Origin of the sequence: Paenibacillus artemisiicola (genome assembly GCF_017652985.1) — a bacterium.
GTDB classification, from domain to species: Bacteria; Bacillota; Bacilli; order Paenibacillales; family Paenibacillaceae; genus Paenibacillus_Z; species Paenibacillus_Z artemisiicola.
The window spans coordinates 1-13,975 of the sequence record NZ_JAGGDJ010000082.1 but is presented as its reverse complement, the minus strand read 5'-3'; the positions used below and the strand labels follow the sequence as shown (position 1 = coordinate 13,975).

At 62.7% G+C, this 13,975-nt stretch carries 15 protein-coding genes; 3 read left to right on the top strand and 12 right to left on the bottom strand.

All coding sequences use genetic code 11. From position 1 onward, the window contains the following. The coding region (locus tag I8J29_RS32480) for an acyl-CoA dehydrogenase family protein (protein ID WP_208851418.1) at positions 1–796 on the bottom strand (796 nt) is incomplete at its 3' end. 141 nt (positions 797–937) lie between these two features. Between I8J29_RS32480 and I8J29_RS32475 the strand changes: the two genes are divergently transcribed. Next, the gene (locus I8J29_RS32475) at positions 938–1,834 is read left to right on the top strand and encodes an ankyrin repeat domain-containing protein (protein WP_208851417.1); all 897 of its coding nucleotides are present in this window, start codon (positions 938–940) and stop codon (positions 1,832–1,834) included. 395 nt (positions 1,835–2,229) lie between these two features. Here the strand turns inward: I8J29_RS32475 and I8J29_RS32470 are convergent, their stop codons facing one another. From I8J29_RS32470 to queF, 3 genes are all read right to left on the bottom strand, one after another. After that, the gene (locus I8J29_RS32470; RefSeq protein ID WP_208851416.1) at positions 2,230–2,730 is read right to left on the bottom strand and encodes a DinB family protein; all 501 of its coding nucleotides are present in this window, start codon (positions 2,728–2,730) and stop codon (positions 2,230–2,232) included. A 252-nt stretch (positions 2,731–2,982) separates the two neighbouring features. Beyond that, positions 2,983–4,185 carry an MFS transporter gene (locus I8J29_RS32465; protein ID WP_208851415.1) on the bottom strand — a complete coding sequence of 401 codons (1,203 nt, stop codon included), beginning with the start codon at positions 4,183–4,185 and terminating at the stop codon, positions 2,983–2,985. A gap of 139 nt (positions 4,186–4,324) precedes the next feature. Beyond that, positions 4,325–4,822 carry a preQ(1) synthase gene (gene queF, locus I8J29_RS32460; RefSeq protein WP_208851414.1) on the bottom strand — a complete coding sequence of 166 codons (498 nt, stop codon included), beginning with the start codon at positions 4,820–4,822 and terminating at the stop codon, positions 4,325–4,327. A gap of 103 nt (positions 4,823–4,925) precedes the next feature. Between queF and I8J29_RS32455 the strand changes: the two genes are divergently transcribed. Next, positions 4,926–5,441 carry a DinB family protein gene (locus I8J29_RS32455; RefSeq protein WP_208851413.1) on the top strand — a complete coding sequence of 172 codons (516 nt, stop codon included), beginning with the start codon at positions 4,926–4,928 and terminating at the stop codon, positions 5,439–5,441. Between the two features lie 80 nt (positions 5,442–5,521). Here the strand turns inward: I8J29_RS32455 and deoC are convergent, their stop codons facing one another. From deoC to gloA2, 7 genes are all read right to left on the bottom strand, one after another. Continuing rightward, complete coding sequence (deoC, locus tag I8J29_RS32450) at positions 5,522–6,205, bottom strand: deoxyribose-phosphate aldolase (protein WP_090645098.1); 684 nt, start codon at positions 6,203–6,205, stop codon at positions 5,522–5,524. A 28-nt stretch (positions 6,206–6,233) separates the two neighbouring features. Continuing rightward, positions 6,234–7,187 carry a sugar-binding transcriptional regulator gene (locus I8J29_RS32445; RefSeq protein WP_208851412.1) on the bottom strand — a complete coding sequence of 318 codons (954 nt, stop codon included), beginning with the start codon at positions 7,185–7,187 and terminating at the stop codon, positions 6,234–6,236. Positions 7,188–7,223: 36 nt separating this feature from the next. Continuing rightward, a complete protein-coding gene (locus I8J29_RS32440) occupies positions 7,224–8,180 on the bottom strand; it encodes an ABC transporter permease (RefSeq protein ID WP_208851411.1) in 957 nt (318 codons plus the stop codon). Positions 8,181–8,183: 3 nt separating this feature from the next. After that, on the bottom strand, positions 8,184–9,263 hold the full coding sequence (locus I8J29_RS32435; protein ID WP_208851410.1) for an ABC transporter permease: 1,080 nt from the start codon (positions 9,261–9,263) through the stop codon (positions 8,184–8,186). Next, on the bottom strand, positions 9,260–10,783 hold the full coding sequence (locus tag I8J29_RS32430) for an ABC transporter ATP-binding protein (protein ID WP_090645110.1): 1,524 nt from the start codon (positions 10,781–10,783) through the stop codon (positions 9,260–9,262). Before I8J29_RS32430 ends, I8J29_RS32435 begins: the two co-directional genes overlap by 4 nt. Before the next feature lie 98 nt (positions 10,784–10,881). Continuing rightward, positions 10,882–12,018 carry a BMP family ABC transporter substrate-binding protein gene (locus I8J29_RS32425; protein WP_208851409.1) on the bottom strand — a complete coding sequence of 379 codons (1,137 nt, stop codon included), beginning with the start codon at positions 12,016–12,018 and terminating at the stop codon, positions 10,882–10,884. Between the two features lie 253 nt (positions 12,019–12,271). Then, positions 12,272–12,658 (bottom strand): SMU1112c/YaeR family gloxylase I-like metalloprotein, encoded by a 387-nt coding sequence (gloA2, locus tag I8J29_RS32420; protein ID WP_208851408.1) that lies wholly within the window; start codon positions 12,656–12,658, stop codon positions 12,272–12,274. 236 nt (positions 12,659–12,894) lie between these two features. Here gloA2 and I8J29_RS32415 point away from each other — a divergent pair, with 236 nt between their 5' ends. Beyond that, positions 12,895–13,098, top strand: coding sequence for a hypothetical protein (locus I8J29_RS32415; RefSeq protein ID WP_208851419.1), 204 nt, complete (start codon positions 12,895–12,897; stop codon positions 13,096–13,098). A 117-nt stretch (positions 13,099–13,215) separates the two neighbouring features. Here I8J29_RS32415 and I8J29_RS32410 read toward each other — a convergent pair whose 3' ends face one another. Beyond that, positions 13,216–13,641, bottom strand: a complete 426-nt coding sequence (locus I8J29_RS32410; RefSeq protein WP_208851407.1) for an SGNH/GDSL hydrolase family protein — start codon at positions 13,639–13,641, stop codon at positions 13,216–13,218. Positions 13,642–13,975: the final 334 nt, after the last annotated feature.

Below are 13,975 nucleotides of genomic sequence, written 5' to 3'. Positions count from 1 at the left end.
CGGCCACCGACGCCAGGCCGCAGCGCGCCCCGGCCGCCGCCGTCCGGGCGACCTCGGCGCCGCGCCCTTCGCGGCCAAGCCGATAGGCTGCCGGAACCCGGCAGCCTTCGAACGTCAGATGCGCCATGCCCGCGGCGCGCAAGCCCAGCTTTTTCGTCACGGGCCGGACGGTCAGGCCGGGAAGGTCCCGCTCCAGCAGCAGGGCGGTATACCGCTTTCGGCGGCGCGTTCCCCCTTCGTCTCCTTGCGCGCCGCCAGCCCCGCCCCCGCGTTCGGCCGCCGTCTCCGCGTAGACGACGAACAGGTCGGCCTGCGCGCCGCCCAGCACGTACCCCTGCTGGCCCTCCAGCATGTACGCGTCGCCGTCGCGCCTCGCGGCCGCGCCCGCGCGCAGCCGCGACGAAGCGCTCGCCGCCCCCGGCAGCATCCCCGCCCCGAGCGCGGTCCCGGCCATGAGCGGCCCCAGATGGCGGCGCTTCGCTTCGGCCCCGCCGAACCGCAGCAGCGGCCCGGCCGCCAAATACGCGTGGCCCCACAGCGCCGCGCCGAGCGAGGCGCTCGTCCGCGACAGCTCCTGCAGCGCCAGCGCGAAGCCGGCGAAGCCGCCGCCCGCCCCGCCGGCCTCCTCCGGCCAAGGTAGCGCCGCGAACCCGAGCTCCGCCATGCCGTCGAACGACCGCCTGTCGAACAGCTCCGCCTCGTCCGCGTCCGCCGCGCGCCGCGCCGCTTCCTGCTCCGCGAACCGAGCGGCCGTGTCGCGGATCATCTGCTCCTCCTCCGACAGCCCGAACTCCATGTCCCACGCCCCCTTCCGCCAAACCAAGGCAGAGCGTCCGCTGTTACATCCGCTTATTACATGTTATTTTCGCGCGGAACGATTCATGATAGAGTGAAGACAGCGCTAACCTGTCCTGCCCAAAAAAAGGAGCGATGCCTCATGAACGAACGAGAACGTCCGGATGACCGGCCGGTCGACGAACGTCTGCAAGAGCGTTACGGCGCCGCCTACCGCGCCGTTAAGAACGGCGAACCCGAGCGGCTGCGAACCTTGCTCGCGGCGCAGCCCGAGCTGGCCGCAGCCCGTTCCGTCCAAGGCCGCACGCTGCTGCATCACCTGTGCGACTGGCCCGGGCACTATCCGCATCGGCTGGAAACGGCGCGGATTCTGATCGACGCCGGCGCCGACGTCAATGCCTGCGCGATCGATCCGGCGGGCGGCGAGACGGCGCTTCAATGGGCGGCGAGCAACGACGACGCGGCAATGGCGGCCTTCCTGCTCGACGCGGGCGCGCCGGTCGACGGCCTGGACGACGACCGCCGGCCGCTCGCGCAGGCGATCTGGTACGGCTGCGGCAATGTGCGGGACCTGCTGCTCCGCCGGGGCGCCGCGCTCGACCTGGAGCTTGCGGCGGCCGTCGGCCGCGTCGACCTGCTGCCCGCCTTCTTCGGCGCGGACGGCGCGCTGCTGCCAAGCGCCGGCCGGCACCGCGAGCCGGTCAACGTCCCGATTCCCGGCGGTCCGAAGCCGGAGGAGCTGCCGCAGCAGGCGCTGATCTACGCGGCGATCGGCGGCAGCGCGGCATGCGCCGCGTACTTGCTCGACCGCGGCGCGGACGTGAACGGCACGCCGTCCGGCTTCGACCGGATGGGCGCCGCGGCGCTGCATTGGGCGGCGGCCGGCACCGAGGCCGCGCTGACGGAGCTGCTGCTCGCCCGGGGCGCGGATCTCGCGCTGAAGGACGCCCGCTACGGCAGCACGCCGCTCGGCTGGGCGCGTCATTTCGGGCGCCGCGACATGGAAGCCCTTCTGCTGCGGGCGGGCGCCGCCGAATGACGGCCGTCGCTTATGGCAAGATCCCGCCCTGCTTGAACGGCAGGGCGGGATCTTTACATTTTCTTCGGGAAATCGTCACGGGACGATAACGGTCCGTTAACAGACGCGCGGTAAGATCAGGGGAGATGAATTTGCCTTGGGAGGGAACTCTTTGCCATGAAGCGCGTTCGCAATTTGAAGTCGCGGCTCCGGAAATGGAAATCGGCGTGGAAAGCGCTGCAAAACAGCCAAATGCCGCAAACCGCCTAATCAAGCGCAGCTTAACCGGCCGATTCGCCGGACCAAAAAAACGAAAGACCGCACGCGCCCCGTATCGGGGAACGCTGCGGTCTTTCGGTTTTCGCGTTGCGCGGCGCTTCATCGCATTATCGAACGCGTTCCGTCGATTGCGCCGTTTATTTCGTAGGAGCCGGAACGCCCATCGCTTCCCACTCGGTCTTGGACGGACCGTAGACGCCCGCGACGGGCACGCCCGCCTGGCGCATCAGCACCGTCAGCTGGCCGCGATGATGAATTTCGTGCTTGATGAAGAGGTAGAGCGTCAGCCCGTTCGGCCATTGCTGCCCGAACATGTCGTTGACCTCCGTCAGCTTGTCGTCGCCCCACGCCGCGGCCGCTTCCAGCAGCGACGCCGTCGTCTCGCGGTACGCGCGCGCGATGGCCGCCGCCGACCGCGGCGGCTCCGCGTCCGCCGGCGGCGCGCTGAAGCGCAGGCCCGTTCTCTGCACCATGCCGGCGTCGTCGTGCACGAGATGCCACGCCACGTGGCCCAGCGTCCGGTAGCCGGGCGCGACCGGCTGCTTGAGCGATTCGTCCGTGAGCGCGTCCAACAGCTTCTGCGTGGATTGGGATTCCATCCGGTACTCCTCGATGAATGCATTTACGCTTGCGAACATCTTCGATCTCCTCCAATTGGTCCTTCTTGTCAGGTGCTGTCTTCACTATAGCACGGCTCCCCTGACAACGGCCTGTCAGTCGATTCCGAAGTGGCTTCTCGCGCCTTCTTTATTCGGCTCGTCTGACGTCCGGCCGGCTCGGAGTGAGCGAAACTCGTAAACGCATGAAAAAACCGTCTCGCGCGCGAGACGGTTTTCGACGTTCTTGCTATATGCTTATTTCCTGCATTGTTCCCATGCGCGCTCCGCCGCTCACCCGTGGCGCGCGGCGACGGTTGCCTTGCCGTGATTGCGCAGCCGGAACAGCACGGCCGACAGCAGCAGCGCGGCGCCGTTGATGACGAAGATCCAGCGGATCGGGATCCAGCCGCCGAGGAGGCCGCCGAGAATCGGACCCGCCATCGTCGCGATTTGCGAGGACGACTGGTTCAGGCTGAACGCCCGGCCGCGGAAATCCGATTCCGTCGACTGCACGATCATCGCGTTGATGGCCGGGTTGACGGCCGCGAAGAACAGCCCGTAGCCGAAGCGCAGAATGCCGAAGCCGATGTAATTCGTGACGAGCACCTGCAGGATGTTGCCGATGCCGCTGCCGATCAGGCCGACGAACAGCACCTTCTCGTAGCCGACCCTCCGGCCGATCTTCCCCCAGCGCGGCGCCATGATGACGGTGGCGATGCCGACCGCCGAGAAGATGATGCCGGAGCTGAGCGAGGCGCTCTCCTTGGAGACGCCCATGCGCAGCACGTAGACCGTGATCAGCGGCTCGAGGATCATGACGCTGAACGTGCTGATCGCCACCATGAGAAGCAGCAGCGAGAACGTCCGGTTCGCCAGCGCGTGCTTCAGGTCGTCGCGCACGTGCGAGCGGGCGGCTTTCCGGTTGAAGTTCTGTTCCTTCGCGAAGAAGGTGGCGATCAGCGCGGAGACGAGCACGATGGCGCTCGAAAACAGGAACGCCTCCCGGTTGCCGAAATAATGGCTGACCACGCCGCCGACGAGCGGTCCGAGAATGCTCCCCGTCGCCCCGGCCGTCGACATGATGCCGAGCGCGTAGCCCGTCTTCTCCTCCGGCGTGTTGGTCGCGACGAGCGCGATGGACGCGGGCACGAAGCCGGCCAGCAGCCCTTGGAAAATCCTTATGACCAGGAACAGATACGGATCATGAACGAAATAATTGACCAAATACAGCGCGGCCAGGCTGAAGCCCGACCGGATGAGCATGGGCTTGCGTCCGTACTTGTCGGCGAGCGAGCCCCAGTAGGGCGAGATGAGCGCGCTCGCCAAAAACGTAATGCCGAAGGCGATGCCGGACCACGCCTCCAGGTGATGCTCCACGCCGAGCTCCGTGTTCAGGAAGATCGGCAGGAACGGAATCGAGATGGAGTAGGCCATGCTGCAGAAAAATACGCCGGTCCAAAGCACGAAGAGGTTGCGTTCCCATGAGAATTTCATTGCTGCAGCCACGTCCTTTCGCAAGATCGTTCTCCCCCGCGGGAGAGAATTCTTTCGGGGCAAGTAGCGGCTTATCGTATGAAAGTCGCCGGGTCTTGGTTACGGTCGGAAGGAAAATCCGCGCGAGCGCGGCCCTGCCTTAACGGTTGTCCACTTTCTCCGGATACAGGTCGTGATTCATCAGGCGGTAGTTCGCCATTTCCTCGAATTTGGTGCCCGGCCGGCCCCAGTTCGTGTACGGGTCGATCGAGATGCCGCCGCGCGGGGTGAACTTGCCCCACACTTCGATGTAGCGCGGGTTCATCAGCGCGATGAGGTCGTTCATGATGATGTTCATGCAGTCCTCGTGGAAGTCGCCGTGGTTGCGGAAGCTGAACAGGTACAGCTTGAGCGACTTGCTCTCCACCATTTTCACGTCGGGGATGTACGAGATGTAGAGGGACGCGAAATCCGGCTGGCCGGTGATGGGGCAGAGGCTCGTGAATTCCGGGGTGTTGAACTTGACGAAATAGTCCCGCCCGACATGCTTGTTGTCGAACGTCTCCAGCACGTCCGGGCTGTAGGTGAACAGGTACTGCGTGCCCTGGTTGCCCAGGTGGGAAATGCCGTTCAATTCTTCTTTCGATCTTCCTGCCATTTTGAAAACACTCCTTGTCTTTACTGTGTACGAGGGTTACGCTTGTTCTTGTAGCTTACACCCTATCGCGCCGAACATTCAACCATTTAAGGAGATGACGCCCATGCTTCAACAACCGGCCGCCGACGAATTCGGCGGGCATTTCGGCATCTACATCGGGCTTGTCGAAGGCGATGTCCTGACGACGCTCGAAGACAATCGCAAGCAGCTCGCCGCGCTGTACGCCGCCATGACGGACAGCCAGGCGCTGTACCGCTACGCCCCGGGCAAGTGGAGCCTGAAGGAAGTGCTCGGCCACCTCGCGGACACCGAGCGCATCATGAGCTACCGCATGCTGCGCATCGCGCGCGGCGATACGACGCCGCTGCCGGGCTTCGAGCAGGACGACTACGTGACGCGGGCCGGCTTCGACGATCTCTCCGTCGCGCGGCTGCTGGCCGACTACGAGGCGGTCCGCGCGTCGACGCTCTCGCTCATCGGCACGATCGCGCCGGAAGCCTGGGCGCGCAAAGGCACGGCCAGCGGCACGGCGATGTCCGCCCGCGCGTTCGCGCACGTCATCGCGGGACACGAACTGCATCATCTGGCGATCATCCGCGCGCAATATTTGAATGCCTAATCGAATAACCGGACAAAAACGATCGAGAGAGGTGCAGCCGCTGCACCTCTCTCGCCATTCGTACGGCTATGGTCTTGTCCTTAATAGCCTTCGCCCGTGCCGCCGCCGACGATCGCCACGCTGGCGCTCGCGCCGATGCGCGTCGCGCCCGCCGCGATCAAGGCGCGGACCGTCTCCAGGTCGCGCACCCCGCCGGATGCCTTCACGCCCATCTCCGGGCCGACCGCCTCGCGCATGAGCGCGATGTCCTTCACGGTCGCGCCGCCCGGGCCGAAGCCCGTCGACGTCTTGACGTAATCCGCGCCCGCGCGCTTGCAGATCGCGCAGGCCGTGACCTTCTCTTCGTCCGTCAGCAGCCCCACTTCCAGAATGACCTTGAGCAGCGCGCGGCCCTTGCACGCCTCCGCCAAAGCCCGCACGTCCTGCTCCACCGCCGCGAAGCGTCCGGACTTCAAGGCGCCGACGTTCAGCACCATGTCGATCTCCGTCGCCCCCGAGGCGATCGCGTCGCGCGCTTCCGCGACCTTCGCGAACGTCGTGGTCGCGCCGAGCGGGAAGCCGATGACCGTCGTTATGCCGACGCCGGTCCCCTTCAATTGCTCTGCCGCTTCCGGCACCCAGTACGGGTTGACGCACACGGTCGCGAACCCGTTCTGCTTCGCCTCCGCGCACAGCTTCACGATGCCCGAGAACGTCGCTTCCGGCTTCAGCAAGGTATGGTCAAAGTAGGCGGCGAGCGCCGCTCCAGCCAATTCGTTACTCATGATGATCCGTTCCTTCTTTCTTGTGGGTTTATGGCCGCTCCATCAAATATTTGGCGGTGAATTGGTCGGTAATGAGCACGTTCGCGTATCTGCCGCGCAGCGCCCCGTAGATGCCGTCGACTTTGCGATTGCCGCCCGCCACCAGAATGGACTGCTCTTTCTTCTTCAGGTCGTTCAAATCGATGCCGATCGTGCGCTGATCGAGCTCCTGCGAGCAAATCGTGCCGTTGATGTTGATGTAGCGGGAGCAGATGTCCCCCGCGCCCTTCTCCATGATCAGCCTCAATTCCGGTTCGCTGAAGTAGTTCGCTTTGATCAGGACCGAATCTTCCGTCGGCGCGCCGACCGTCACCATCGCAATATTCGCTTTTTTGCCAAGTTCCAAAATATTCCGAATATGCCGGTCGGTCTCGATCGTCTTCTTGACGATCGGATGGTCGACGATGGCCGGGAGGGGGATGAAGTAGGGGACGGTATGGAACGCTTTGCCGAACAGGCTGATGATCTCGCTCGCGTACGTGCTCGTCTCGGAATGGCTGACGCCTCCGTTCAGCTGCACGACCTTGACGTCCTTCACGTGCTTGTCCTGCAGGTTCAGCGCGACCTCGTACAGCGTCGTTCCCCACGTCGCCGCCACGATGTCCCCGTCCTTGATGACATTGTCCAGATACTTCGCGCCCGCCGTGCCGAGATATTTCTTGACGACGGCGTCCGTGTAGTTCGGGACGTTCACGATCACGACTTTTTTGAGCCCGAATTTGCGTTCGATTTTGCCGGCAAGCACGTCGTTGTTCTCGAACGGGTCGATGATGCTGATGACCACGTAGCCTTCTTCCTTGGCCTGCTGGATGAACCGGCTGACCGTCGGTCTGGACACGCCGAGCTGTTTGGCGATTTCCTGCTGACTGTAGTCCAACTGGTAATACATCCGAACGGCGTCAAGCATCTTGCCTCGTTTATCGTCTGTGCGTTCGTCAAACATCGGTTCTCCACTCCCCTGTCCATCGCTGGCGTTTGTTTACCGTTTGCCGGAATCGAAAACCTCCCCTGCTGCTTTCGGCGCCTGCGAGCTCTTGGAGAAAATAACGAGCGCGATCAACGTCACGACGTACGGGAACAGCTGCAAAATGACCGGCGGAATATGCTGCAGCGCCGGAATGACCTGCGAGACGTTCGCGAACGTGCTCGCGAAGCCGAAGAACAGCGTCGCCGCCAGGATGCCGAGCGGCCGCCACTGGCCGAAGATCAGCGCCGCCAGGGACAGGAAGCCGAGGCCCGCCACCGTGCCGGTGAATTCGCCGGCGATCGTCACGAGCAGAATCGCCCCGCCCAAGGACGCGAACCCGCCCGAGATCATGACCCCGATATACCGCATCCGGTACACGTTGACGCCGGCCGCTTCCGCCGCCTGCGGATACTCGCCGCACGCGCGCAGACGCAGGCCGAACGGCGTTTTCTTCAGCACGAACGCGCTCAGGAGCACGACGAGCAGGATGAGCCAGGTCGTCCAGTACGTCTTGGAGAAGATGAGCGGTCCGAGGATCGGAATATGCGACAGCCCCGGCACGTCGAAGGGCTGGAAGCCGCTCGTCAGCCGGATGTTGCCGCTGCCCGTGATGTTCCGGGACAGGAATACCGTGATCGCGCCGGCGATCATGTTGATCGCCGTGCCGCTGATGACCTGGTTGGCGCTCAGATGCACGCTCGCGAACGCGTGGAGCAGCGAGAACAGCACGCCGGCGACGATCGCCAGCAGCAGACCGACCCAGATCGCGCCCGTCTGATGGTTCGGCCAGGCGGCCTGGAGCTTGCTGATCGACAGCGCGCCGATGAAGGAGCCGATGACCATAAGCCCTTCAAGCCCGATATTGACGACGCCGCTTCGTTCGCTGAACAAGCCGCCGAGCGCGGTGATGAGCAGCGGGATGGTGAACATGATCGCATACGGAAAAATTTGTTCGATAGTCGTCCACATGGGCTAAGCGTTCTCCTTTCCGCTGACCGGACCGCCCTTGGCGGCCGCCGTCCGCCGGCGGTTGATCAGCCACGTGATCAGCCGGTTCATCAGGACGCTGGTCGCGGCGAAATAAATGATGATCGCGATGATGGAGTCCGCGATTTCCGGCGGAATTTCCGTCATGGCGTTCATGAAGCCGCGGCCGGAGTACAGCAGGCCGAAGAACAACGCCGAGATCAATACGCCGAGCGGCGAATTCGCGCCCAAGAGCGAGACGGCGATGCCGTCGTAGCCTTGGCTCGGCAGAACGCCGATCTGGATGTTCGCGCCGTTGCCCGCGTACTGCGCCAGGCCGCCGAGGCCGGCGAGCGCGCCGGAGATGAGCATCGACGTAATGATGCTGCGGTTGACCGGGATGCCCGCGTATTCCGCGGAATGGCGGTTATAGCCTACCGCCTTGAGCTCGTAGCCGAGCGTCGTTTTGTTGATGACGAACGCGATGATGAGGACGACGATCACCGCGATGAACAAGCCGAGATTGATGTACGAGCCGCCGAACATGTCGGAGAGGAACGCCGATTTGAGCGTCGCCTTGTCCGGCAGCAGGCGGGATTCCGTCTCGACGGACTCCGCCTTCAGGTACGCCGGCACCGCGTAATAGATCGTCCAATAGGCGATCCAGTTCATCATGATCGTGGAGACGACCTCGTGCACGTTGAAGCGCGCCTTCAGCAGGCCTGGGATGAACGCCCACACCGCGCCGCCGAGAATCGCGGCCAGGATCATCATCGCGAGCAGCAGCGGCCGCGCCGTATCGACGTTCAGGCCGACGACCGTCGCGCAGAAGCCGCCGAACAGCATTTGGCCCGCGGCCCCGATATTGAACAGGCCGGTCCGGAACGCGAACGCGACCGACAGCCCCGTGAAGATGAGCGGGGTTCCCGTCGCGAGCGTATCGCCGATGCGCGACGGATTTTTCAGGCCGCCCTGGAACAGGTATTGATAACCCTGAATCGGATCATGCCCGGTCGCCGCCATCAGGATGGCGCCGCCGATCAGGCCGAACAGCACGGCGCACAGGGATATGATGACGTTTCTCATTGTGCTCCCCCTTTGCCGACGCCGGCCATCATGAGGCCGATTTCTTGTTCGTTCGTCTCCGCCGCGTTCACGACGCCGATCAGCTCGCCGTTGTTCACGACGGCGATCCGGTCGGAGACGTTCAGCACCTCGTCGAGCTCGAGCGAGATAAGCAGGACGGCTTTGCCTTTGTCCCGGTGCTCGATCAGCCGCTTATGGATATATTCGATGGATCCGACGTCGAGGCCGCGCGTCGGCTGCACGGCGATGAGCAGCGACGGGTTCAGCTCGATCTCGCGCCCGATGATCGCCTTCTGCTGGTTGCCGCCGGACAGCGAGCGGGAGACGGACAGCGGACCGCGGCCTGAGCGCACGTCGAAGCTGCTCAGAATGTCGCTCGCGTACTTGCGGATGGCCGAACGCTTCAGGATGCCGCCTTTCGAGAACGGCTCCTTGTTGTACACCTCGAGGATCATGTTGTCCTCCAAGGTGTAGTCGAGCACGAGCCCGCGCTTCTGGCGGTCTTCCGGGATATGGGCGATGCCCTTGTCGATCCGCTCGCGGATGGAGTCGCGGACGATGTCCTTGCCTTCCAGCAGGATGGCTCCGCTTTCCGCCTTGCGCAGTCCCGTGATTGCCTCGACGAGCTCGGTCTGCCCGTTCCCCTCGACGCCCGCGATGCCGACGATTTCCCCGGCGCGCACGTCGAGCGAGAAGTCTTTCAGACCCGCGACGTTCTTGTTGTTTTTGACGGTGAGATGGTCCAGCTTCAGGATGACGTCGCCCGGCTTGCCGGCCGTCTTCTCGACCTTGAACGATACGCCGCGGCCGACCATCATTTCCGCCATTTGCGCCTCGCTCGTCGTCTTCACGTCCACCGTGCCGATCGTCTTGCCGCGCCGGATGACGGTGCAGCGGTCGGCGGCCGCCTTGATTTCCTTCAGCTTGTGGGTAATGACGATGATCGATTTGCCCTCTTTGACCAAATTAAGCATGATCTTGATGAGTTCTTCGATCTCCTTCGGCGTCAGCACCGCGGACGGCTCGTCCAAAATCAGCACTTCGGCGTTGCGGTACAGCATCTTCAGAATCTCGACCCGCTGCTGCATGCCGACGGAGATGTCTTCGATCTTCGCGTGCGGATCCACGTTCAGGCCGTAATGCTTGGACAGCTGTTCGATCTTGCGCGCGGCGGCTTGGATGTTGAGGGTGCCCATGCGCGTAAGCTCGTTGCCGAGAATAATGTTTTCGGTCACGGTAAAGTTGCTCACCAGCTTGAAATGCTGGTGGACCATGCCGATGCCGAAATTGTTCGCTACGTTGGGATTGGCGATCTTCACGGGCGCGCCGTTGATGTTGATCGTCCCTTTATCCGGCTGGTACATGCCGAACAGAATGCTCATCAGCGTCGACTTGCCGGCGCCGTTCTCGCCGAGCAGCGCGTGGATTTCGCCTCTGCGGAGCTGCAGCGTGATGTCGTCGTTCGCGACGACGCCGGGGAATTCTTTGCGTATATGGAGCATTTCCACTACAAAATCCATTCGTTCGCTCACCTTTTTCGCATAAAGATCGTAACAAGCAACCAAAAAGAGACGGATGAACCCGTCTCTTCATGGATATGGCCTGCTTATGGCACAGCTTACTTGATCAGGCTGCCTTGCTCGGCCGCGACTTTGATTTCGCCGCTTTTCAGCTTTGCGATCACGTCGTTCACCTTCGTTACCGTCTCGTCGGCGAGGTTCGGGTTTTGCTCCGGAATGCCCACGCCGTCGTTCTTGATGTCGAAGGTCAGCGTTTGGCCGCCCGGGAACGAGCCTTCTTGGTTCGCTTTCACCATATCGAAGGAAGCTTCGGATACTTTTTTCATCGCGGACGTCAGGATGACGGATTTGTCGCCCTCGTAGACGCCTTCTTGGTATTGGTCGCCGTCGACGCCGATGATCCACGCCGTTTTGCCGGCTTTCACGCGCGTCTTCGCTTCGTTGATCGCGCCTACGCCTACGCCGCCCGCCGCCGTGAAGATGACATTGACGCCGCGGTCGTACATTTGGGCCGCCAGCTGGCCGCCTGCCGCGGAGTTGTCGAAGCTGCCTTGGTACACGACGTTTTCTTTCTTGATGTTAAGCTTCGTGCCGAGGTTGTCGTTCGCGTATTTCACGCCTTGCTGGAAGCCCCAGTTGTACTTCTGGACCGGCGGGATTTCCATGCCGCCGATGAAGCCGGCTTCGCCTTCTTTCAATTGCAGCGCGGTCGCGACGCCGGCGATGAAGCCGGATTCATGCTCCGCGAAGAAGATCGATACCGTGTTCTCGCCGACCTTCGGCGTCGGGTCTTCCGCCGTGTGCGGCGAGCCGTCGATCAGGACGAATTTCGCGTCCTTGTACTTGTCCTGCGCGGCGAAGATCGCCGTTTCGAATTTGAAGCCCGGCACGACGACCATTTTGAAGCCCGCGTCGTACAGGTTGCCGATTTCCTTCAGGTAGTCGGCTTCGGTCGTGCCGGCCGGCTTCAGGTATTTGTCGTCGATGCCGAGTTCTTTTTTCGCGCGTTCCAGGCCTTCCCACGTGCCTTGGTTGAAGGACTTGTCGTCGATCGTGCCGGAGTCCGTGACCATGCCGGCCTTGAACGAAGCTTTCGTTCCGCCGTTGTTCGCGCCGCCGTTCGATCCCGCGTCAGATCCCGCGTTCGAACCGTTGTTGCCGCCTTTGTTGCTGCCGCATGCCGCCAATGCAAGAACTAACATGCAAAGTACGAGCAAGCTTAGTGTTTTCTTCATGTCTTTACCGCCCCATTCCCTTAATAATAGATGTGTTGACGCCCCTGCCCTGAACATTTGTAAAAAACGACTTTTAGCATTTGTTTGCGTATGTATCAAATATACGGGGAAATTGTCGTTTTGTAAACTAGTTTTCTTGGGTAGAACGCCTTCTTCTGCCTCATTGCGTTAGTTTTATTGACACAATATTCACATATATACATTCACGTCGTTAGTATCCCCGAAATGCTGGAATTCTTCCAAAATGCTGCCGCTATTTTTGCACGAATTCGAGCGGCAGCCCGTCGGGATCCGCGATGAAGGTGAATGCTTTGCCGGTCAGCGGATCGATGCGGATCGGCTCCACGGCGATCCCCTGCGCCTCGAGCTCCCCGGCAACCGCTTGGACGTCGTCCACCTCGAACGCGAGATGGCGGAGCCCGCGCGCCTCCGGCCGGTCGACCCGTTCCGGCGGGTTCGGGAACGAGAACAGCTCGATCTGGTAATCGCCGCCGACGGCCAGGTCGAGCTTGTAGGAATCCCGCTCCGCCCGGTATGTCTCGGCCACGATCTCCATGCCGAGCACCTCCGCGTAAAACCGCTTCGACCGCTCGTAATTCGAGCAAATGATGGCGACATGATGGATTTTGTTCAATTTCATTCCGGTCCACTCCTATTCGCGGTAGTCTCTCCGACGGGCCTGCCTTGCTAACGGACGGCTCGTCCCGAATCAGTATACCGTATTTTGGCAAAAATTCCTCGACAATCTTTGCGCGCTCCGGGCATTCGCCGGTTCCGGGCCGGCGCCCGGGACATAGGATGCCGAAGCCCTCTCTCCACCATTGGGGCGACCAAGGAGCGATGTCCATGTTCATGCCCAATCCGGCGACCGGCGGCATGCCGCTGGAGCAAAAAGCGGCCTATCTCGTCGGCAGGCCCGTCGGCGTTGCCCTGCGGAACGGGCAAGGCGTGTCCGGCAAGCTGTGCGGCGTGCAGGGCGGCGAAGTCTACGTGCTGCAGTACTTGTACGCCTCCCAGTTCGCCACCTTCCACTACCCGTTCGACCAAATCAACGATATATACCCGTACCCCGACTGCTGAAAACCGAACGATTGCGCGCAAGACCGCGGGCCGCCTGCGGTCACGCGTTGATCGCCGGCTGGCGGCTGCCTCGGCGACGCACGGCAAAAAGAGAGGCCGGCCGGGCCTCTCTTTCGTTTAGTTCAACGATCCGACGATCAGCTTCGCGAAGAATTCCCCGCCGCTCCGTTTCAGGTGAACGCCGTCTTTGCCGAAGATATCCTCATGGTCCTTGCTGGCCGTATACCAGTCGATCAGCTTCAAGCCCGGCGTCCCGGCCACGGTATCGGCGAGCATGCCGTTGACGGCGTCCTGCCATTTACGGGGTACGCGGGTGTTGACGAAATAGATCGCATGGCCGTCGCCGATCGCGTCCAGGAGCGCGTTCAGCTGCTTCTGCGTGAAGGAGCCGTTCGTGCCCAGCTCGATGACGACCGTCTTGCCGAGCCGCTTCCGCTGCTTCAGATCGGCTACGACGTCGTCCGCCTGCGACAGCTGGCGTCCGACCTTGCCGTCGACGACGATGCCCGGGACGAGCTCCTCGAGAAACGGCTTCGCGTCCAAAATGACGGAGTCGCCGATGACCGTGATGCCGTCCTTGGCGATCGGAGGCGCCGGCGGCTGGGACGTCTGCCCGCCGCCGCCAGTGTTTGCGGGCGGCTTAGAGCCGCCATGCGCCGCCGCGTCGTCCGGCTTGCCGGCGGATTCGCCGTCCGAGGCCGGGCTGCCGGAGGCATCGCCGCCGGTGCCGGTATCACCGGCCGCGCCGCCGCTGCCCGGCTTGCCGCTGCCGCCGCTTGCGCCATCCCCGGCGCTCCCGCCGTGCCTGCCGGTGCGACTGCGGTAATTTGCGTATCCGAATCAACCGTGAACGAGGCAGCCGGCGCGTCTCCGAATG